The sequence below is a fragment of the Brevibacillus nitrificans genome (assembly GCF_003710965.1).
Taxonomy (GTDB): Bacteria; Bacillota; Bacilli; order Brevibacillales; family Brevibacillaceae; genus Brevibacillus; species Brevibacillus centrosporus.
Genome location: NZ_RHHU01000003.1, coordinates 411,372 through 431,619 on the forward strand (window position 1 = coordinate 411,372; position 20,248 = coordinate 431,619).

A 20,248-nucleotide genomic window follows, 5' to 3' on the forward strand; every position below is an offset into this window, starting at 1 on the left:
TATCCATGTTTCTTCTCTTGTAAATATTCCATTCCCTTCTCAGATTGGAAAAAAGCAAAAACAGCAGGCGATACACCTGTCTCATGATGTATGATAGATAGGGGAAAACGCTGTTATCAACCAACCTTCTAGCGAATGGAGAATATTGTTGATGTATCGGAATTTAGAAGATTGCCTAGTTGATTTGGAAAGGAATGGACACTTGGTACGCATTCGAGAAGAAGTGGATCCTTATCTGGAGATGGCTGCGATTCACTTGAAAGCATATGAAGCAAATGGTCCGGCCCTGCTGTTTGAAAACGTAAAAGGATCGAAGTTTCGAGCGGTGTCCAACCTGTTTGGAACCATTGAGCGCAGCAAGTTCATTTTCCGGGATACGTGGAGGGCGGTGGAAAACGTCATCGCTCTGCGCAACGACCCGATGAAAGCCCTAAAGAATCCTTTTAAACATATCGGAAACGGACTGGCGGCGTGGAAAGCGCTCCCGGCAAAGCAATCGAACAGCCAACCCGTATCCACCCATGAGATCCAAATTTCTGACCTCCCGTTTATCCAAAGCTGGCCGATGGACGGGGGAGCGTTCGTGACGTTGCCGCAAGTCTACTCGGAAGATCCGGACAAGCCGGGTATCATGAATTCCAATCTCGGGATGTATCGCGTACAGCTGAGCGGTAATGACTATGAGCTGAACAAGGAAATCGGGCTGCACTACCAGATTCACCGCGGGATTGGCATCCATCAGGACAAAGCCAACAAGCGGGGAGAGCCTCTGAAAGTCAGCTGCTTTATCGGGGGGCCTCCTGCGCACACGCTGTCCGCTGTCATGCCGCTGCCTGAAGGCATGAGTGAGCTGACGTTTGCGGGTATGCTGGCAGGACGCCGTTTTCAGTACAGCTACATCGACGGCTACTGCATCAGCAACGATGCGGACTTCGTCATTACCGGGGAGATTCACGCTGGAGATACGAAGCCTGAGGGGCCATTTGGCGATCACTTGGGGTACTACAGTCTGACGCATCCGTTTCCGGTCATGAAAGTGAAAAAAGTGTATGCCAAGCCGAACGCCATTTTCCCATTTACCGTGGTAGGGCGTCCTCCACAGGAAGATACGTCGTTTGGCGCGCTCATTCACGAACTGACTGGGGATGCCATCGTGAAAGAGATTCCAGGAGTCAAAGAGGTCCATGCTGTGGATGCGGCCGGCGTACATCCGCTGCTTTTTGCCATTGGCAGCGAACGCTACACGCCTTACCAGCAGGTCAAACAGCCAACGGAGCTGCTGACGATTGCCAACCGAATTTTGGGGACGGGTCAGCTGAGCCTGGCCAAGTATTTGTTCATTACCGCAGAAGACAAGCAGCCTTTGGATACCCATCGCGAAGAGGAGTTCCTGGCGTACATCCTGGAACGCTTGGATCTGCACCGGGATATTCACTTCCAAACGAATACAACGATCGATACGCTCGATTATTCGGGAACTGGCCTGAACAGCGGTTCCAAGGTGGTCATCGCCGCTTATGGGGATAAATGCAGAGAGTTGTGCACGGAAGTACCAGAAGCCCTGAAGGATTTGCGTTCGTATACCGCTCCTCGCCTCGTGATGCCGGGGATCGTCGCCATCCAGGGTCCAAGCTTTACCAGCAACGAGCAGGTAGCACGGGAAATGAACGAGCTGAGCGATGCGATCAGGGAGCGCGGCGGACTGCCCACTTGCCCGATGATCGTCCTCTGCGATGATAGTGCGTTTCTCTCCGCGAATCTGAGCAATTTTTTGTGGGCGACATTTACGCGCAGCAACCCTTCCCACGATATTCACGGGGTAAACAGCTACTATGCGAACAAGCATTGGGCGTGCGACAACATGATCATCGATGCGCGGATGAAGCCGCACCATGCGCCGCCGCTGATTCCCGATCCGACAGTCGAAAAAAATATCGAGCGTCTATTTGCCAAAGGAGCGAGTCTGGAGGGCGTCCTTTAGAGAAAGTTAGGGCGATAACGAGAGACTGCCAATGCAAGTGAAAGAGGGTTACTGCTATGCTCGACCAACAGATGTTTCCCTTGGAGCAAATCGATATCGTGAAATTCCGGCCATCTGATCTATCGGAAAAGAGGACGTTCGATTGCCATGCCATCCTGGTCACGATCGGTGGAAAGGGAGAATGGCGTATCGGGGAAAAGCGCTATGCGCTGGATCAAAGCGGAAAGGTATTCTTTTGCAATCCAGGCACGGAACTCCTCTATACGAGCAGTGATACTCAGCAAGGGTGCAGCTTTTACCAGCTTTCCTTCCGTGCGTATGAAAAGACTGGGCGAGAGGGTGAATGGGTCTTCGTACAGAAACACGGAGAGCTTTTACCAGCAGGTGAGATCGGCAGTGCTCCCTATCACCGAATCAGAGAACTGGCGGACAGCTTGCACCTAGGAAAACAAGAAAGCACGCCAGCAGATGCTTTTCGAATTCAGATGCTTTTTCAGGAAATGCTTCACTTGCTCTGGAAAGGGCAGGAGGAAGCGAAGCTGGATAGATCGGAGAGCATGATCGAAAAGATCACGGCCTATATCGAAGAGCATTACGATGAAGACCTGAATCGGGATCAGCTTGCAAACATGGCGGGAATCAGTCAGGAGTATTTTTCCCGCTTGTTCAAGACGAAAACGGGGACCAATTTCAGTAAGTACTTGAGCGAGCTGCGAATCAAGAAGGCACAGGAATATCTATTGACCTCCAAATCCAGCCTGCGGGAGATCGCCCAAAGTGTTGGCTACCGTGATGAGTTTTACTTAAGCCATAAATTCAAGCAAGTGACAGGGGATTCCCCTTCGCTTTACATGAAACGGCCAAAACGGATTGCTTCGGTATCTGCCAATTACACAGGCTGCTTGCTCGCTTTGGGTGTGACTCCGATCATTGCAAAGATCAATCCGTTTATCCAGCGGCATTTTCGCAGCCAGCTAGAGGGAGCAGACGTCCAGACCGTGGATCTCCTCACTTTTCATTACAACAAGCTGATCGCGAAGGCATCGCCTGATTTGGTCCTGTGCTACGACTCCTATGAGGATCTAAGCGAGCTGAGAAGGATTGCCCCGACCGTCGCGATCTCCCTGTCATCGCTAAGCTGGCGGGATCAATTTATGCTGATCGCCGAGCTTGTCAATGCCGTTGGGAAAGCGAATGACTGGCTGGGGCGCTTTGACGAAAAGATCGCACAGGCAAAACGGCTGCTGGAACAAACGATCGACACGACTGAAACAGTGGGTATCTTTGAAATCTGGAAAGATAAGATCATGGTGTTCGATGATTCCTTCGGTAGGGCAGGGCAGGTTCTGTATCAAGCGCTGCGCCTGCCGCCTTCCCAAAGGATCAGAGACGAGGTCTTCACGGGGCAACGGTACAAAATCATCCCGCTTGAAGAACTCCCTTTGTACGCGACGGATCGGATGTTTGTCACGATCTTTCAGGGAAAAGGGGGAGACGAGTACGCAGCTAAAGTCATGGCGAGCGATGTATGGAAGAGCTTGCCGGCTTATCGCAACAAGCGGATCTACATCAACGATCATGACACTTTTTACAACTGGGATCCGGTATCGACGGAGTATCAGCTGGTAAAAGTGATGGAGCAGCTCACAGGATAAAGGCATGGAATCAAGAGGAAGCTTGGCATTAGCCAGGCTTTTTTGCATTGGATGAGGAAATTTTCGGAGGCATCATATTTTCATAAATCGAAGGTCACTTTTTATCATGGACGGGTATTCGAGGCGTATGCTATCATTTTGATCGATAATGATTATCATTTACGGTAGAGAAACCTTAGAGCGAGAGGAAGATTACAGTGAAGAAGACAGCAGGTGGAATCGCCACACTCCTATTGTTGTTCTCTCTCATGGCAACGGGCTGCGGCAGCCAGGCGGAGAGCAATGGACAGAATCAAACAAACGGAAAGAGCGAAACAGCAGCGCCTTCATCGAGTGCGCCTGCCAGCAAAACGATTACGTACTTGGGCAAGGAGTATCAGGTACCTGAGAAGCCACAAAAGATCGCAGTCCTGTCCGTCGAAGGATTGGAAGAAATGCATATTCTCGGCGTGAAACCATACGCGGCAGCCAAGGACATGTACGTGAATGGAATTCCCGAGGAGATCGGGGACACCCTCAATGATGTGCAATGGATCGAGTCCGGATTCCAACCAGACAAAGAGCAGCTGTTAAAGCTCAAGCCAGATCTGATCCTCGGTTCAGCCCGGATGGATGCGGAAGCGCTAAAACCGATTCAGGAAATCGCGCCGACGATACCGCTCTCGTTTAGTGGGAACGATTCGGAAGCAAATATCATGGTCGTAGGCGAGGTAACAGGAAAGGTAGAGGAAGCCAAGAAAGCGATTGAAGATTACAAGCAGCAGCTGCAGGCGTCTAAAGAAAAGATTGGAGCGGCGCTGCAAGGCAAAAATGTGATGTACCTGCGAATCAGCACGCAATACGGTCTGGGAGCGTACTCCAAGGACACGACCTACAATCAGGTTTTGTACGGCGGATTGGGGCTTGAAGTCCCTGCACTGATAGAACCGATTAAGCGCCGGGAAGAGATCCCGCTGGAGAAGCTGGCACAAGCCAATCCGGATTATATCTTTGCCCTGGTACCGATCAACGATATGAAAGCGATGGACGAATTAAAGAAGAAACCGCTGTGGAATCAAATCAATGCGGTGAAGGATGGACATGTATTCGTCAACCCGGTACATCCTGATTTATTCGGTGCTCCGCTTTTGAGTAAAAAACGGTTCGTCGAGCAAGTGACGTCTTCTATCACGAGCGCCAAGTAACGATCGGAAGGCTACACGGAAAGAAAAGAGGCAGAGGGTATGGTTCGGAATAGCCCGCTTATCTTGTTACTTTGCAGTCCGATCCTGCTGATCTTCGGCATCTTCTTGTCCATCAGCTATGGAGCTGCGGATATTACGTTTCAGCAAGTATGGCATGCTGTTTTCTCGTACGACCCTGAAAATGTATCTGACAATATCATCATGACTTCCAGATTGCCCAGAGCACTCGGATCCCTGTTGATCGGCTGCCTCTTGGCCGTATCCGGGGCGATGATGCAAGGCGTGACGCGAAACTACCTTGCATCACCGTCCATTCTGGGCGTCTCGGATGGCTCCGTTTTATTTGTGACGATTGCATTGGTGTTTTTCTCCAATAGCTCCATGGAGCTTATGATTTTCTCCTTCCTAGGCTCCCTGGTTGCTACCCTGTTTGTTTTTGGCATTTCCCGTATCATCCCGAATGGGTTTCAGCCGGTCAGACTGGCGATCATCGGTGTCGTCACGGGAACGCTTTTCAGCAGTGTCGCTACGGGGATTTCCATCTACTTCAAGATGGCGCAAAGTGTGAGCTTCTGGTACAACACCCGGCTGGACAAAATGGATATTTCCTTGTTGAAGCTGGCTCTCCCGTTTGGATTGGCTGGATTGATTCTCGCCATCCTCCTTTCCCGCTCGATTACCATTTTGTCGTTAGGAGATGACACAGCGACAAATTTGGGGATGAAGACGCCAGTGGTCAAAGGGCTGTCCATGATTGCGGTGGCACTCATGACAGGAGCAGCAGTAGCGGTAGCGGGGAGCATTGCGTTTATCGGGCTGGTCATTCCCCATATTACCCGTTTTTTAGTGGGGACAGATTATCGTTGGATCGTGCCGTGCTCGGGGTGCTTGGGAGCCATCTTTTTATGCTTTGCAGATGTCCTGAGCCGCTTTGTGAATGCTCCGTACGAAACACCGATTACGATCGTTATTTCTTTTGTGTGCATTCCTTTCTTTATTTACCTCGTGTACAAGAAAGGGGGCTCGCAAGGTGTTTAGACGAGCACTCGGACGAATCCCTGTGGTTTACCTGTCCGTCCTCGTGCTGCTTGTGATGACCATTTACATCAGCATGACGAATGGCAGCTTTGATTTGAGTGTCGGGGAGATTGTGAGGACACTGCTTGGCTTCCAGGCAGATCCAGACTCGACCAAGGTTATTTTTGATTATCGAATGCCGCGAGTGGTAGTTGCCGCCATTGTCGGCTTCGGATTGGGGCTTGCTGGAGCCGTCGTTCAAGGCGTGACGAAAAACGGCTTGGCAGATCCAGGCATCCTGGGAATCAGTGCAGGAGCAGGAGCTGGCATCATGGTCTGCATCTTTTTTTTCCAGGATTCCATCATCTCGGAAGAATGGTTCAGTGTGTTCATTCGCCCGTTGTTCGGCTGGGTCGGTGGAATGACGGCTGCTCTCATCATTTTCGTCCTGTCCTGGCGAAGAGGCGTGCTTGACGTACAGCGTTTTATCCTCATCGGGATCGCGATCTCTGCGATGTTTGGAGCTGTTTCCTTATACCTTTCCTTAAAGATGGAGCCGGAGGATTTTCAAAAGGCCGCCATTTGGGTAAGCGGAAGCATCTACCATGCGAATTGGATGTACATAGCCTCGATCTTGCCCTGGATGATTTTGCTTACACCTATCATCCTGTTCAAGCATCGGGTTTTGGATCTGTTTCAGCTAGGGGATACGACTGCGAGCAGTCTTGGGGTGAAGGTCAACTGGGAGAGGGGCGCCCTGATCCTGTGCAGCATCGGTGTAGTCAGTGCCTGCGTATCCATTGCCGGCAACATTACGTTCATTGGCTTGATCGCCCCCCATATTACCAGACAATTGGTTGGCTTTCACCATCGCTACATCTTCCCTGTAAGTGGTCTGATCGGGATGCTGCTCGTCCTGATCGCGGATTTCCTGGCGCGCACCATTACGCCTACCGAAGTGCCGGTAGGAATCGTCGCGGCCATTATTGGCATCCCGTACTTCTTGTTTTTATTGGTGCGAGGCAAAGTGTGAGAGGAGAAGAGCAAATGCTCGGAAAATTGGATACGCATCGTTTGGAAGAAAGAGTACTCTACGTCTATACCCCCCCTTCTTATGAAAAAAGTCCAGAAGCGACCTATCCGCTGATGATCGTGCAGGATGGACAATATTTGTTCATGGATTCCATGGTTGAGCTGGAAGCTGATTTTGTCAGTGGCGTGACGCAGGAGATTATTTTTGTAGGAATCGAGCCCAATGGCCGAGATCAAGAATATACCCCTTGGCCAGCGCCACCCTTGCGTGCAGGGGAAAGCTTTGGCGGACAAGGCGATCAGTATTTGCAGCTCGTTACAGAAACCGTCCTTCCTTTCGTGAAGGAACAGTACAGGGTGGTGGATGACTCGGAGCAAACGGGAATTACAGGAGGTTCTTTGGGTGCCTTGATTTCCTTGTACGCAGCCTTCCAAAAGCCAAATGATTTTGGACGGTTTGCCTTGATGTCAGCGTCGCTGTGGTATGAAAAGTTTTTGGATTTTATACAGGACCATTCATTTGCCCAATCCAGCCTGCGACTTTATATGTACGTAGGAGAGCAGGAGGGAGTAGGGCGGGAAACGCTGCAGCGGTTTATGGTACCAAACACGAAAAAGACATACGAGCTGTTAAAAGACAAGGTTCCTGGCGGCATCGAGAACATCCGCTTTGAGACAGACCCGGATGGCGTTCATGATCATAGCTACTTTAATCGCTATTTTCCCAACGCCCTGCGGTTTCTGTACCCAGGGTCCTAAGAGGACAAAAGATCCGTTGCGCAGACCTGGCAACGGATTTTCTAATGTGAGCATGCACCCCAGAATTAGACACCCTATTCTGAAACTGGTATAATTTTCTTGATAAATTCCTCGCTTCTCCCATCTGTACAATCAGAATAAGGACGAACAAATCGGAAAAGCCAAAGGAGCGGATCGTTATCATGACCCAAAAATCACGAATCGGGAAAACGGATTTGTACGTCAACCCAATTGGACTGGGAACGAATGCGGTAGGTGGCCACAATATTTATCCAAACCTCAGTGATGAGACAGGCAGAGAGGTCGTTCGTGCAGCTTTTGAAAACGGGATTCAATTTCTCGATACGGCGTTTATTTACGGGCCAGGTCGCTCGGAGGAATTGATTGGCGAGGTCATCAAAGAAAAAGGCAACCGTCAAGACGTCGTCATCGCGACGAAGGGTGCGCATAAATTCGTAGACGGCAAAGTTGTCGTAGACAATTCGCCAGCGTTCCTGCAGGAGAGTGTGGAAAACAGTCTGCGTCGTCTGCAGACGGACTACATCGATCTGTACTACATACATTTTCCAGATGAAAGCACGCCAAAAGACGAAGCGGTTGGCGCTTTGGCGAAGCTGAAAGAAGCGGGGAAAATCCGTGCAATCGGCGTTTCCAACTTTTCGATCGACCAGCTGCGGCAAGCAAATGCAGATGGCTATGTGGACGTTCTTCAATCTGAGTACAATCTGTTCAAGCGCGAGGTCGAAAAAGAAATCTTGCCGTATTGCATCGATAGAGGAATCTCCTTTGTCCCTTATTTCCCTCTCGCTGCGGGCTTGCTGGGAGGAAAATATACGAAGGAGACCACCTTCGTCGATGGCAGAAGCCGCAATTCGATGTTCCAAGGGGAGCAATTTGCCCGGAACCTGGAAAAGGTTGAGCAAGTCAGGGAAATTGCGAATGCCAAAGGCGCGGAAGTCGCACATGTCGTTCTCGCTTGGTATTTGACTGTCGATGGGATCGATGCCTTGATTCCAGGGGCGAAAAAGCCGGAGCAAGTCAGCGATACGTTGAAGACACTGGATGTTCAGTTAACCGCGGAAGAAATTGAACGAATCCGTCAGATTTTTCAGGTGTAGGTCTACGCAGCCAAAAAGCCAATCCGATCCACAGTTGTTGTGTGAACGGATTGGCTTTTTTGTACGTCTGAGTGCGGCCAGCGCTCAAGATTTGCCGTGTTTCAGCTCTGCTTCGATTTTGGAGGTTTTCGAAGACTCTCCCATGCGCCAGTACGCAATGAGACTAATGAAAATACAGAGGGACACGTAATAGTAAAAGAGTGACTCGATCCCGATGCTTTTCAGCCACAGCGCAACAAACTCGGCTGTCCCACCAAAGATGGCGACAGTGAGCGAATAGGGGAAGCCCACACCCAGCGCACGAATTTCAGTAGGAAAGAGCTCTGCCTTTACGACGGCGTTGATCGAGGTATAGCCGGTAATGATGATCAGACCCACTAGCATGAGCAGGAAGGCAACGATGGAATTGTGCGCTCCTTCCATCAGGAGAAACAGGGGAACCGTGAGCAAGGTTCCGAAAATACCAAAGCTAAGCAGCAAGGGGCGTCGTCCGATCCGGTCGGAGAGCGAGCCTGCGAGCGGCTGAATCAGGGCAAAAATGAGCAGAGCGATAAAGTTGATCCAACTCACGGCTTTTTTGTCGAGTCCGACCGTATTGACCATGAATTTCTGCAGGTAAGTCGTGTACGTGTAGAAAGCAACGGTCCCGCCAAGCGTCAGCCCGACGACGGTAAACACAGCTTTGGGATATTGCATGAGCGCTTGCAGCGTACCCGCTTTTTTCTTGCTTTCGGACCCCATTTTGGTAAATTGCTCGGATTCGTCCATGGAACGGCGCAGCCATAGCACAACCAAAGCTCCCATGGCACCAATCACAAAAGGAATTCGCCATCCCCAAGAAATCATCGCCTCTTCACTTAGCATGAGCTGGAGAATGATTTGCACGCCAAGTGCGACCATTTGACCAGCTACCAATGTGACGTATTGGAAGCTGGAGTAAAAGCCGCGGCGCCCGCTGCTAGCCATTTCCGACAAATAAGTAGCAGATGTGCCGTATTCGCCACCCAAAGAAAGCCCCTGCAGCAAGCGGGCGACGACGAGGATGAGCGGAGAGAGTACGCCGATGGTCGCATAGCTCGGCGTCACGGCGATGATGAGCGAGCCGCCGGCCATTACCGTGATGGAAAGTGTCAAGGCTGCCCTTCTACCTCGCCTGTCCGCGTATTGCCCCATGAGAAGGCTGCCGATCGGACGCATAAGGAAGCCTACCGCAAAAATAGCTGCTGTATTGAGCAGCTGGCTGGTCGGATCTCCTTTTGGGAAAAACTCCTCCGAGAAGTAGACGGCGAAGGCAGAATAGACATACCAGTCATACCACTCGATCAGGTTACCCAGTGAGCCCTTGAAAATGTTGGCGGTGATGCGCCTGGACTGTTTTTGTTCTTCAGTGAGAGTCATTCTGTCTACCTCCTGGTGAGATGCGGCAATAAGTAGTGTTAGTATGACCGAAGCTCCCGTTTTTTTAGTCGGTTTTTTTCCAGAAAGTGTACTCTCTAAGGATGGACTGGCGGAATAGAAACGAAATTCTGAATATTTTATAAATAAAGAAGGCATTTCGGAGATCGCGCGAGAAAAGGAATGGAAAGGAAAATAATCATGCCAGGAGTGAGGTGGGGCTCTTTGTTCGAGGGATATTATCAGCTGCAAATGCCAGGAAAAATCTTGTACGGTCGAGACTCGTTTTCACAGGTCGGCAAACAGGCAGCACAGCTGGGAGCAAAGGTATTGATCATCAGTGATCCGATCATGGTGAAAGTGGGAAATGTGGCCCTTTGCGAGACGTATGTAGCGGAACAGGGTTTGGCCTACGCCACCTATACGGGAATTGAAACAGAGCCGACCGACATCCATGTGGAGGAAGCACTCGCGGTCTGCCAGCAGGAAGGCTGTGACGTGATTGTGGCTGTCGGGGGAGGGAGCTGCATCGACACGGCAAAAGCAGTTGCATGCATGGCGACGAACGAAGGGTACATCGGAGATTATATGGGAGGGCAGAAACCATTTTCCGCAAAGCCTCTCCCGCTGATCGCATGCCCGACAACAGCAGGAACAGGTTCGGAAGTGACCAAAGTTACAGTGATCATCAATACAAAGACGCAAGTAAAGATGATGATTTCCCAGCCAGAGCTTTTACCTGTGGTCGCCATCGTCGATCCTGTTTTGACCTTATCGTGCCCACCAGCTGTGACAGCCGCTACGGGGATTGATGCCCTGTGCCACGCGGTTGAGGCTTATCTTTCCCGCAAGTCTCAGCCCGTGACTGATATGCTCGCGCTCAAGGCTATGGAGCTGATCCTCCGCCATTTGCAGCGCAGCTATCAGGATGGGCAGGACATGGAGGCCAGAGAAAAGGTCGCGCTGGGTTCCATGCTGGCTGGCGCAGCCTTTTCCAATGCTTCTGTTACGTTGGTTCACGGAATGTCCCGACCCATTGGTGCGCTCTTTCACGTACCGCATGGCATCTCTAATGCAATGCTGCTGCCCGTCGTGCTGGATTATACAAAAGAGAGTGCCGTCGAAAGACTAGCAAGCATCGGACATATGCTGCATCCCGAGTGGAAAAGCCAATCTGTCTCAGAAGCGGCTGAGAATACCATCGTAGAGATGAAACAGCTGTGCAAACGACTGCACATCCCCAACTTGAAGAAGTGGGGAATCGATAAAGAAGCATTGGAAGCAGCATTGCCCAAAATGGCAGCGGATGCGCTCGCAAGCGGAAGTCCTGCAAACAATCCGCTCGTGCCCACGCACGAAGAGATTGTACAGTTGTATCGGCGCAGCTACGAATACGAGCTGACGACAACACAAATGGCGTGAGCGCCGGACAGCCTTCCTGACAGACTATGTTTCTTCTTCCTCTCTCAGATAGGAGCGCATTCCGCGGATAAACAGCTCCCGAATGACCTCTGACTGGGTTTTGCTGCTTACGCGCGATCGGATCATTTCCAATTCTGCCACCAGCTCGGAGTCCAGATGCAGGTTGATCGTTTTGCCCTTGCTTTTCGGATGAATTTCAAAGTACTCAGCACTTTTTCGTACTTGTCCGTCCACGATGGCTTTGTCATCTAGCTGCTGTGGAGCAGGAACGTAGAGGCAGGGTGCTTCCAAAATGATATGGGTCAGTTCCTCGCTAAACCGAATGGCGAGGGGCTGCCCCTTTTTTTTATGGAAATCTCGTATCCGTCGCGATAATTCCTGATTAGGAACCGTGTTTTCCAGAGTAATCGCTGCCAGTTCCATAAGGCCTCCTTACGGGAGTAGCAAGTCGTTCTCGTCAATGGCTGTCAGGACAGCTCCCGTTTCTTCTAGTTGGACTTGATAGGTAAAGCGATCACCGTCTCTCTCGATAGAGGTAACCAAAGCTCCAACTTGCCCAGAGGGAGAGCGGAGACGGACCCGATCCAGTATATCGAAAGCAGGCTCAAACAACCCTTTCTCGTGCAGAAATCGAAAAACCGCTTCGCGCGGGTACAAGAATCGCTTGTTTCCCTGTTTGCTGGCCAGCAAAGGAAAAGCCTCGCGTTCGTCAATGACCTCTCCTAGATAACCGCTATCCGCCCAGCGCTTGATGGTAGCCATGCTGCCATGTCTCCCTTGACGAGCTTCCAGTATGTCCAGAATCTCTCTTGAGGAGAGATACGACAAGCGACGCTCCTGCTGTTCGCAAAAGGCAAGGTGCTCGGCTTCGAGCTGGACCAGCTGTTCGCTCAGCTGAGCCAGTTGATTTCGTATGCGAGCGATTTGCTGCTCGTAGTCTTTCATGGGTAGATCGCCTCACTGTCATAACCATCTCGTTTGTTTATCCCTATTCGTGAATGAAATCAATCATTCCACGCGTCCATGAATGATTGCGTCCCGTTTGTATTTCGAGAGGAAATGTAACAATCATAAAATCATTCATTCTCACATTGATTAATAGCAAGCACATTATTTTTAAAAGAATGGGCAAGGAGGTTGTGAAAAATGGGCGTTCCGCATGATCTGCAGAGCAACTTTAAAGAAGTGGTCCCTGCTTTAAAACCGAAGGAAGCCATCGATGAAGCCAATCGGTGCCTGTATTGTTATGACGCCCCCTGTATCAAGGCCTGTCCCACCTCCATCGATATTCCGTCGTTTATTAAGAAGATCTCGACAGGAAATTTGTTTGGCTCGGCTCGGACGATTATGGATTCCAATCCTGTAGGGGCAAGCTGCGCCCGCGTCTGTCCCACGGAGGAGCTTTGCGAAGGCGCCTGTGTACTGAACCATGCATCCAAGCCGATCATGATTGGCCTGCTGCAGCGACATGCAACGGACTGGGCCATCCAAAACAAGGCGAAGCTGTTCCAAAAAGGCGAAGCGAATGGAAAGAGTGTCGCTATCATCGGAGCGGGACCGGCTGGCTTATCAGCGGCACGGGAGCTTGCGCGGCTGGGGTATCAGGTCACGGTGTACGAAGCGAAGGAAAAGGCAGGCGGGCTGAATACGTACGGGATCGTCTCCTTCCGTTTGCCCCAGGAAATTTCTTTGTGGGAAGTCGAGCAGATTGAAGACCTTGGAGTGGAAATCAAGACAAATACCCAAATTGGCGTAGATGTGAGTGCCGAGGACTTGCTTGCGAACTACGATTCCGTTTTGCTTGCCGCAGGGATGGGGATTGTACCTGACCTGCAGATTGAGGGCGAAAATCTGGAAGGCGTGCTGGACGCAATTACGCTGGTGGAAGAGACGAAGACCCAAGCCTTGACGGACAAAATGGTCGGGAAGAAAGTAGTCGTCATTGGCGCGGGCAATACGGCGATCGACGCGGCTACCTGTTCCAAGAGGCTGGGAGCCGACAATGTCCAGATCCTTTACCGACGTACCGTGAATGAAATGTCCTGTTATCAGTTCGAATATGAGTTTGCCAAACAGGATGGGGTGGAATTCCGTTGGCTGGTGGCCCCGTCTCGCGTGATCGGGGAAGGCGGCACGGTGAAAGGGCTGGAGCTGATCCGGATGGAGCTGGGCGAGCCGGATGCGAAAGGAAGAAAGCGCCCCGTGCCTGTTCCCGGCAGTGAGTATGTGATCGAAGCCGATTTCGTGGTCAAAGCAATCGGGCAGAGAAGGCTAGTACCCCTGATCGATGCGTTTCAATTGGAGCACAACAAAGGCATCGTCGAAGTAGAGGACGGCACCTATCGGACGAGTAACCCGAAAGTGTTCGCAGCGGGCGACATTATTTTCGGCGGCGGAAAGACCGATGCGATGGTAGTCGATGCAGCCAACCATGGCAGACGAGCGGCGCATGCCATTCACAAAACGCTGACAGACCAAAAGCAGCCTGTGTAAGCGTTGCAGAAATTTCACGCGTAAGGAGGAGAGAGGAAATGGCAGATCTATCTATCAATCTGGCTGGCATACAATCGCCCAATCCTTTTTGGCTAGCATCGGCACCGCCGACAAACTCCGGCTACCAAGTGCAACGGGCATTTGAAGCAGGCTGGGGCGGAGCTGTCTGGAAGACCTTGGGGGAGCCTATCATCAACGTGACTTCGCGGTTTGCAGGGCTGAACTTTGGGGGACAGCGCGTTTTCGGCTTTAACAACATCGAGCTCATTACCGACAAACCGCTGGAAGTGAATCTAAAGGAAATGGATGAGACCAAAAAGCGTTTTCCGAAGCATACACTCATCGCTTCGTTGATGGTGGAGCACAAGCAAGAGGCTTGGCATGAAATTGTGAAAAAGGTAGAGGCTATCGGCGTCGATGGTTTGGAGCTGAACTTCGGCTGTCCACACGGGATGGCGGAGCGGGGGATGGGCTCGGCAGTCGGTCAGCATCCCGATCTGATCCGGCAGCAGGTGGAATGGGTAAAGGAAGTAGCGCAGACGCCCGTTATCGTCAAGCTGACGCCGAATATCACGGACATTCGTTTCACGGCCAGGGCTGCTTCTTTAGGCGGCGCGGATGCGATCAGTATGATCAACACGATCAACAGCTTGATGGGAGTCGACCTGGATCGCTGGCTGCCCATTCCTCATGTAGATGGAAAAGGCGCACATGGCGGCTATTGCGGCCCAGCAGTAAAACCTATCGCTCTGAACATGGTGGCGGAATGCGCTCGCGACGCTCAGGTTGGCGTGCCGATCTCCGGCATTGGGGGCATTTCCAATTGGCGGGATGCCGTGGAATTTTTGCTGATGGGTGCGACTGGCGTCCAGGTGTGTACGGCTGCCATGCATCACGGCTTTAGAATCGTGGAGGACATGATCGACGGGCTGAACAACTACCTCGATCAACGAGGGATTTCCTCCGTTATGGACATCGTCGGCAAGGCTGTACCCACCTACTCGGATTGGGGCCATCTCAATCTGAACTACAAAGTAGTTGCCCGGATTCACGAAGAGACCTGTATCAACTGCAACAAGTGCCATATCGCCTGTGAAGATACTTCCCATCAATGTATCGACATCCTGAAGGACGAGGCAACGGGGGCGGAGCGGCTCGTCGTACGCGAAGAGGATTGTGTGGGCTGCAACCTTTGTTCCATCGTATGTCCAGTGGAGGGAACGATCGAAATGGTCGAAATTCCGAGCGACTTGCCGCCACTCAGCTGGAATCAACGGCAGGCTGCACTGGCTGCAAAAGGGACGGCTGAGACATAAGTACCAGATGTTCGTAATCTTTTCCCAAATAGGCGCATAGCCTGTACGGAAAAGCTGTGTCTCAATCTGGCTGCAGAAAAAGAACAGGGGAGGGGCAAGGATGAAAAAGTGGATTCGTGGCGGGACGGTTGTAACGGCAGCGGATACGTACCAGGCAGACGTGCTGATCGAGGGGGAGAGGGTCGTCGCGATCGGGTACAACCTCGATACCGCTGGCGCAGAGGAGATCGATGCCACCGGCTGCTACATACTGCCGGGTGGGATTGACCCCCATACGCATCTCGACATGCCTTTTGGCGGAACGGTGACCTCCGACAACTTCTTTACAGGGACCAAGGCTGCAGCATTTGGCGGAACGACGAGCATCGTCGACTTCTGCCTGACAAATAAAGGAGAGTCACTTCAATCCGCGATTGCTACCTGGCACGAAAAAGCGCGTGGAAAAGCGGTCATCGACTATGGCTTTCACTTGATGGTTTCCGATGCTAACGATCAGGTGCTGGATGAACTTGCGTCCGTTGTGGCCAATGAAGGGATTACTTCGCTCAAAGTGTTCATGGCCTACAAAAACGTTCTGATGGCTGACGATGAGACCTTGTTCAAAACGCTGATACGTGCAAAGGAAATCGGAGCGCTGGTTCAAGTCCATGCGGAAAATGGAGATGTCATTGACTATTTGACCAAGAAGGCATTGGCGGAAGGGAATACGGACCCGATCTACCATGCCTACACAAGACCTCCCGAGGCAGAAGGAGAAGCAACGGGACGAGCGATCGCCCTGACGGCTCTCGCGTCCGCGCAGCTGTACGTCGTGCACGTCTCTTGCGCGGACGCCGTACGTCGGATCGCAGAAGCGCGTGAGAAAGGCTGGAACATTTACGGGGAGACGTGTCCGCAATACCTCGTGCTCGATATCGAAGACCTGGATCGCCCGGATTTTGAGGGTGCCAAGTACGTCTGGTCCCCTCCGCTTCGTGAAAAATGGAATCAGGAAGTCCTCTGGAGCGCCTTGAAGAACGGCATCCTGCAAACGGTGGGCTCTGACCATTGTCCGTTCAACTTCGTGGGGCAAAAAGAACTGGGACGCGATGATTTTACGAAAATTCCAAACGGCGGCCCGATCATTGAAGATCGCCTAACCCTGCTGTTTTCCGAAGGGGTGCAGAAAGGAAAGATCAGCTTGAACCAGCTGGTGGATCTCACCTCGACAAAAGCGGCGAAACTGTTCGGGATGTTCCCGCAAAAAGGGACGGTAGCGGTTGGATCGGACGCTGACCTCGTCCTCTTTCATCCCAACGTGAAAAGAACGATTTCCGCAAGCACCCATCACATGAATGTAGACTACAACCCGTTTGAGGGAATGGAAGTCCAAGGGGAAGTGGTAAGCGTCTTGTCGCGAGGCTCCTTCGTCGTTCGTGATAAACAGTTTGTCGGTCAAGCGGGTGCAGGACGCTATTTGAAACGTTCGAGGTTTACACGTCCGTAAGAGAGGGAATAGAGAGGAGAAGGGATGGGATGGTAAATAAAGTAAGCATCGGACTGATCCAGGCAAAAAACGATGTGAATGGGGACGAACCCGTTCACCTCCATAAAGAGAAGGCAATCGAAAAGCACATCAAAATGGTGCGAGATGCTGCTAGTAAAGGGGCGCAGATCATCTGCCTTCAAGAAATTTTTTACGGTCCTTACTTCTGCTCCGAGCAAAACGCGAAATGGTATGAGGCAGCCGAGGAAGTGCCAAATGGGCCGACTGTCCAGCTGTTCAGCTCATTGGCACGGGAGCTGGGGACAGTCATGATCCTGCCTGTATACGAGCGGGTAGGAATCGGGACCTACTACAACACGGCTGCCGTCATTGACGCTGATGGAACGTACTTGGGCAAATACCGAAAACAGCATATTCCCCATGTAGGTGTGGGGAACAACGGATGGGGCTTCTGGGAAAAGTACTATTTCAAGCCGGGCAATCTAGGCTACCCGGTGTTTGATACGGCTTTTGCCAAGGTGGGTGTCTACATCTGCTACGATCGCCATTTTCCAGAAGGTGCACGTCTCTTGGGGTTGAACGGAGCTGAAATTGTCTTCAACCCTTCTGCAACAGTGGCGGGACTTTCCGAATATTTGTGGAAGTTGGAACAGCCTGCACATGCCGTAGCCAATGGATATTACGTCGCCGCCATCAATCGGGTCGGAATGGAAGCGCCATGGAACATGGGCGAATTTTATGGGCAGTCCTATCTGGTGGACCCGCGGGGACAATTTGTCGCTGTCGGAAGCCGTGATCAGGATGAGATCATTCTCGCGGAAATGGATAAGAACAAGATTCACGAAGTCCGCGATACCTGGCAGTTCTACAGAGACCGCCGTCCAGAGACGTATGATGACATGGTTAAACTTCTGCCTTGATGAGGAGAGGGAGACGCCTACCTAGCGTCTTCCTCCTTTTCGCATGAAAGAGTAGCTCCTATCACTGGAACGTGAGGAGAATACCGGGATGAGGCAAATCGTGTATCGGGGTGTGGAATATAAAGAGGCGTTGCGAGTCGTTCGCTCGGGGCGGTATGAGCGCGAGGAGCGCAGGCATTTTGTCAATGGGGCAAGCGCGAAGGCAGTTTTTGGTTCAGGCGTATACTTGGTTAGCAATCCGGAGGTCGCGGCACAGTATGCCATTTGTCATGCCGAAACGGTATGGGACAAAGCAGCCATCTTGCGCCAGGAAGTAGATGTGACCGGACTGCTGCGCTTGGACGAGCGTTATGGCGAAAATGAGCTGCGTACCGATGTACTGCGCGCGAGGTATTCCATGGAGACATTGGTGCATCGATCCGATTCTATGGGGTATCGGGAATGGCTGGAGTGGACAGGAGACGAGGTACGTTCCTATTTGCTAGCAGAAGGGTATGCAGGACTACAGTACAGGATCAGTCCAGAACTAACTTACTATGTTTGCTATCAACCTGATAAGCAAATTCACGAAATTTCCATTTTGTCGGTTGTGGATCTGAGTGAAATAACCTAAGACTATCGACTTGTCTGTCTTAATTTGGTAAGATTAGACAATATTCGAGCTTTTTCTACTTTTATTGCACCATGAACAGGAGGATCGCCAAACAACGATGAGTCTCTTTCGGAATGTAAGCACGAGAGCAAAACTGTTTAGCCTAATCATTTTGATGGCTGTATTCTTGGTAGGGGTAGGCTTCACTGGCTATTACCACTTGCAAGTTGCGAGTGACCGTATTCAGTCGATGTACAAGGATCAGCTGCTGCCTGTCAAATGGATTAATGATTGGCGTCAAGAGATGAGAGCGATTGACGGCTTAGTGTACAAAATGATTCTCGATCCCTCGCCAGCTGTTTATGCAGCGTACAAAGCAGAGCTGGACCAACGGATGGATGCCGCAAACCTAATCTTTGAAAACTTGAAGTCGGCCGAACTCGATAAAACGGAGCAGGAGAGCGCCAACATGCTCAATGAACTCCTCAACCAGTATCGAGGAGATCAGGGCGAAGTGATCAAGATGATCAGTGCACAGCAAACGGACCAGGCCTATTCCTTTTATCGCGCTACCGACAAGACTCTGAATTGGATCAATCAGGAGCAGTTGACTTGGGCGAATTACAAGTCGCAGCAAGCCGAACAAATTCGTCAGGCAAATGAAGCAGATTCCAAAAACGCAGAGCTGCTGCTGGCTGGAGTCGGTGTTCTTAGCCTCGTGATCGCAATGGCCCTTGGATACTTGATTTCTCGCATGATTTCCGAGCCTTTGCGTGTCGTGGCCAAACGAATGGAAGAGCTCGCCCAAGGTAACCTGGCAGTAGAGCCTGTCCGTTATGTGACTCGCGACGAAGTTGGGAAGCTGGGAGTGGCTTTTAACGATCTCGTCCATAATTTCCGTTCCTTGATTGAACAAGTAAAAGTAGCAGGGGAGCAAGTAGCCGCTTCCTCTGAGGAGCTTTCGGCCAGTGCAGAGCAATCCGCACATGCTTCTGAGCAAGCGATTGAAAGTGTTCAGCAAATCGCAAGCGCATCGGAGGTACAGACGCAACGGACGCAAGAAAGTGTACGTGTCATGGAAGAGATGTCGATCGCGATCCAGCGAATTGCCGACACCTCCAGCTCTGTTTCTGAAACATCCGCGCAGGCCGCAGTAGAAGCAGAACAAGGAAATGCGCACATTCAAAAAGCCGTATCCCAGATGGATTCCATCTCGCAATCCGTCAATCGTGCAGCAGAACTCGTTCAACTGCTCGGGGTGCGCTCGGAAGCAATCGGGCAAATCGTCGATGTGATCACCGGCATCGCTTCCCAAACGAATCTGCTGGCTTTGAACGCAGCGATCGAAGCGGCACGTGCAGGTGAACATGGCAGAGGGTTTGCCGTAGTTGCCGATGAGGTACGGAAATTGGCTGAGCAGTCAGAACAATCAGCCTTGGAAATTGCTCGCTTGATTGGAGAAATTCAGCAAGAGACGACGCAGGTTGTGCACGTGATGAAGGATGGAACGAAGGAAGCCGAAAGAGGAGCGATCGTTGTACAGGAAGCAGGAGTGACCTTCCAACGAATCGTTGCTTCTTCCCAAGAAGTCGCGGATCAAATCCAGGACGTATCGGCAGCAACGGAGCAAATGTCTGCCAGCGTTCAACAAGTGGCATCCGCTATGGACGAAATGAATCGACTGGCCGAAGAAGCTGCCCTGCATACGCAAGGCGTTTCTGCCGGAGCAGAAGAGCAGGTAGCTTCCATGCAGGAAATTGCACGTTCCAGCAACAATCTGAACAAACTCTCCCACGAGCTGCAAGAATCCATCAGTCAGTTCAAATGGTAGAAAGACTCGAAAAGCAAAAGACTGGCATCCCTCAGAGGATTTGCCAG

17 protein-coding genes are annotated in these 20,248 nt (G+C 51.4%); 14 read left to right on the top strand and 3 right to left on the bottom strand.

What is annotated here, in order from left to right; genetic code table 11:
• The first annotated feature begins 151 nt into the window (after window positions 1-151).
• From EDM59_RS03895 to EDM59_RS03925, 7 genes are all read left to right on the top strand, one after another.
• Entirely contained in the window at window positions 152-1,981 is a 1,830-nt protein-coding gene (locus tag EDM59_RS03895; protein ID WP_122922401.1) for a UbiD family decarboxylase, read from the top strand.
• A 56-nt stretch (window positions 1,982-2,037) separates the two neighbouring features.
• Complete coding sequence (locus tag EDM59_RS03900) at window positions 2,038-3,636, top strand: AraC family transcriptional regulator (protein WP_122922402.1); 1,599 nt, start codon at window positions 2,038-2,040, stop codon at window positions 3,634-3,636.
• A 197-nt stretch (window positions 3,637-3,833) separates the two neighbouring features.
• Complete coding sequence (locus tag EDM59_RS03905; protein ID WP_122922403.1) at window positions 3,834-4,820, top strand: ABC transporter substrate-binding protein; 987 nt, start codon at window positions 3,834-3,836, stop codon at window positions 4,818-4,820.
• Window positions 4,821-4,859: 39 nt separating this feature from the next.
• Window positions 4,860-5,858 (top strand): FecCD family ABC transporter permease, encoded by a 999-nt coding sequence (locus tag EDM59_RS03910; RefSeq protein ID WP_122922404.1) that lies wholly within the window; start codon window positions 4,860-4,862, stop codon window positions 5,856-5,858.
• On the top strand, window positions 5,851-6,870 hold the full coding sequence (locus EDM59_RS03915) for a FecCD family ABC transporter permease (protein ID WP_281274548.1): 1,020 nt from the start codon (window positions 5,851-5,853) through the stop codon (window positions 6,868-6,870). The genes EDM59_RS03910 and EDM59_RS03915 overlap by 8 nt, the downstream gene beginning before the upstream one ends.
• 14 nt (window positions 6,871-6,884) lie before the next feature.
• Window positions 6,885-7,628 carry an alpha/beta hydrolase gene (locus EDM59_RS03920; RefSeq protein ID WP_122922406.1) on the top strand — a complete coding sequence of 248 codons (744 nt, stop codon included), beginning with the start codon at window positions 6,885-6,887 and terminating at the stop codon, window positions 7,626-7,628.
• 182 nt (window positions 7,629-7,810) lie between these two features.
• Window positions 7,811-8,746 carry an aldo/keto reductase gene (locus EDM59_RS03925; RefSeq protein ID WP_122922407.1) on the top strand — a complete coding sequence of 312 codons (936 nt, stop codon included), beginning with the start codon at window positions 7,811-7,813 and terminating at the stop codon, window positions 8,744-8,746.
• A gap of 84 nt (window positions 8,747-8,830) precedes the next feature.
• Here EDM59_RS03925 and EDM59_RS03930 read toward each other — a convergent pair whose 3' ends face one another.
• Window positions 8,831-10,144, bottom strand: a complete 1,314-nt coding sequence (locus EDM59_RS03930) for an MFS transporter (protein ID WP_122922408.1) — start codon at window positions 10,142-10,144, stop codon at window positions 8,831-8,833.
• A gap of 249 nt (window positions 10,145-10,393) precedes the next feature.
• Here EDM59_RS03930 and EDM59_RS03935 point away from each other — a divergent pair, with 249 nt between their 5' ends.
• A complete protein-coding gene (locus EDM59_RS03935) occupies window positions 10,394-11,563 on the top strand; it encodes an iron-containing alcohol dehydrogenase (protein WP_246010956.1) in 1,170 nt (389 codons plus the stop codon).
• A gap of 24 nt (window positions 11,564-11,587) precedes the next feature.
• On the opposite strand, the gene EDM59_RS03940 is transcribed toward EDM59_RS03935, so the two are convergent.
• Together EDM59_RS03940 and EDM59_RS03945 are read right to left on the bottom strand one after the other, a co-directional pair.
• On the bottom strand, window positions 11,588-11,986 hold the full coding sequence (locus tag EDM59_RS03940; RefSeq protein ID WP_122922410.1) for a hypothetical protein: 399 nt from the start codon (window positions 11,984-11,986) through the stop codon (window positions 11,588-11,590).
• 9 nt (window positions 11,987-11,995) lie between these two features.
• A complete protein-coding gene (locus tag EDM59_RS03945) occupies window positions 11,996-12,508 on the bottom strand; it encodes a hypothetical protein (RefSeq protein WP_122922411.1) in 513 nt (170 codons plus the stop codon).
• A 201-nt stretch (window positions 12,509-12,709) separates the two neighbouring features.
• On the opposite strand from EDM59_RS03945, the gene EDM59_RS03950 reads away from it, so the two are divergent.
• The 6 genes from EDM59_RS03950 to EDM59_RS03975 all read left to right on the top strand — a co-directional run bounded on the left by EDM59_RS03950 (window position 12,710) and on the right by EDM59_RS03975 (window position 20,201).
• Window positions 12,710-14,056, top strand: a complete 1,347-nt coding sequence (locus EDM59_RS03950; RefSeq protein WP_122922412.1) for an NAD(P)-dependent oxidoreductase — start codon at window positions 12,710-12,712, stop codon at window positions 14,054-14,056.
• Between the two features lie 38 nt (window positions 14,057-14,094).
• Window positions 14,095-15,372, top strand: coding sequence for an NAD-dependent dihydropyrimidine dehydrogenase subunit PreA (preA, locus tag EDM59_RS03955; protein WP_122922413.1), 1,278 nt, complete (start codon window positions 14,095-14,097; stop codon window positions 15,370-15,372).
• A 100-nt stretch (window positions 15,373-15,472) separates the two neighbouring features.
• Window positions 15,473-16,858 (top strand): dihydropyrimidinase, encoded by a 1,386-nt coding sequence (gene hydA / locus EDM59_RS03960; protein ID WP_122922414.1) that lies wholly within the window; start codon window positions 15,473-15,475, stop codon window positions 16,856-16,858.
• A 29-nt stretch (window positions 16,859-16,887) separates the two neighbouring features.
• Entirely contained in the window at window positions 16,888-17,778 is an 891-nt protein-coding gene (locus EDM59_RS03965) for a nitrilase-related carbon-nitrogen hydrolase (RefSeq protein WP_122922415.1), read from the top strand.
• Between the two features lie 88 nt (window positions 17,779-17,866).
• On the top strand, window positions 17,867-18,391 hold the full coding sequence (locus tag EDM59_RS03970) for a hypothetical protein (RefSeq protein WP_122922416.1): 525 nt from the start codon (window positions 17,867-17,869) through the stop codon (window positions 18,389-18,391).
• A gap of 97 nt (window positions 18,392-18,488) precedes the next feature.
• Window positions 18,489-20,201 carry a methyl-accepting chemotaxis protein gene (locus EDM59_RS03975; RefSeq protein WP_122922417.1) on the top strand — a complete coding sequence of 571 codons (1,713 nt, stop codon included), beginning with the start codon at window positions 18,489-18,491 and terminating at the stop codon, window positions 20,199-20,201.
• Window positions 20,202-20,248 lie beyond the last annotated feature (47 nt).

Coding starts and splice junctions, on each gene's coding strand:
- EDM59_RS03895 (WP_122922401.1), top strand. CDS start 152: ATGTATCGGAATTTAGAAGATTGCCTAGTTGATTTGGAAAGGAATGGA.
- EDM59_RS03900 (WP_122922402.1), top strand. CDS start 2,038: ATGCTCGACCAACAGATGTTTCCCTTGGAGCAAATCGATATCGTGAAA.
- EDM59_RS03910 (WP_122922404.1), top strand. CDS start 4,860: ATGGTTCGGAATAGCCCGCTTATCTTGTTACTTTGCAGTCCGATCCTG.
- EDM59_RS03920 (WP_122922406.1), top strand. CDS start 6,885: ATGCTCGGAAAATTGGATACGCATCGTTTGGAAGAAAGAGTACTCTAC.
- EDM59_RS03925 (WP_122922407.1), top strand. CDS start 7,811: ATGACCCAAAAATCACGAATCGGGAAAACGGATTTGTACGTCAACCCA.
- EDM59_RS03930 (WP_122922408.1), bottom strand. CDS start 10,144: ATGACTCTCACTGAAGAACAAAAACAGTCCAGGCGCATCACCGCCAAC.
- EDM59_RS03935 (WP_246010956.1), top strand. CDS start 10,394: ATGCCAGGAAAAATCTTGTACGGTCGAGACTCGTTTTCACAGGTCGGC.
- EDM59_RS03940 (WP_122922410.1), bottom strand. CDS start 11,986: ATGGAACTGGCAGCGATTACTCTGGAAAACACGGTTCCTAATCAGGAA.
- EDM59_RS03945 (WP_122922411.1), bottom strand. CDS start 12,508: ATGAAAGACTACGAGCAGCAAATCGCTCGCATACGAAATCAACTGGCT.
- EDM59_RS03950 (WP_122922412.1), top strand. CDS start 12,710: ATGGGCGTTCCGCATGATCTGCAGAGCAACTTTAAAGAAGTGGTCCCT.
- preA (WP_122922413.1), top strand. CDS start 14,095: ATGGCAGATCTATCTATCAATCTGGCTGGCATACAATCGCCCAATCCT.
- hydA (WP_122922414.1), top strand. CDS start 15,473: ATGAAAAAGTGGATTCGTGGCGGGACGGTTGTAACGGCAGCGGATACG.
- EDM59_RS03965 (WP_122922415.1), top strand. CDS start 16,888: ATGGTAAATAAAGTAAGCATCGGACTGATCCAGGCAAAAAACGATGTG.
- EDM59_RS03970 (WP_122922416.1), top strand. CDS start 17,867: ATGAGGCAAATCGTGTATCGGGGTGTGGAATATAAAGAGGCGTTGCGA.
- EDM59_RS03975 (WP_122922417.1), top strand. CDS start 18,489: ATGAGTCTCTTTCGGAATGTAAGCACGAGAGCAAAACTGTTTAGCCTA.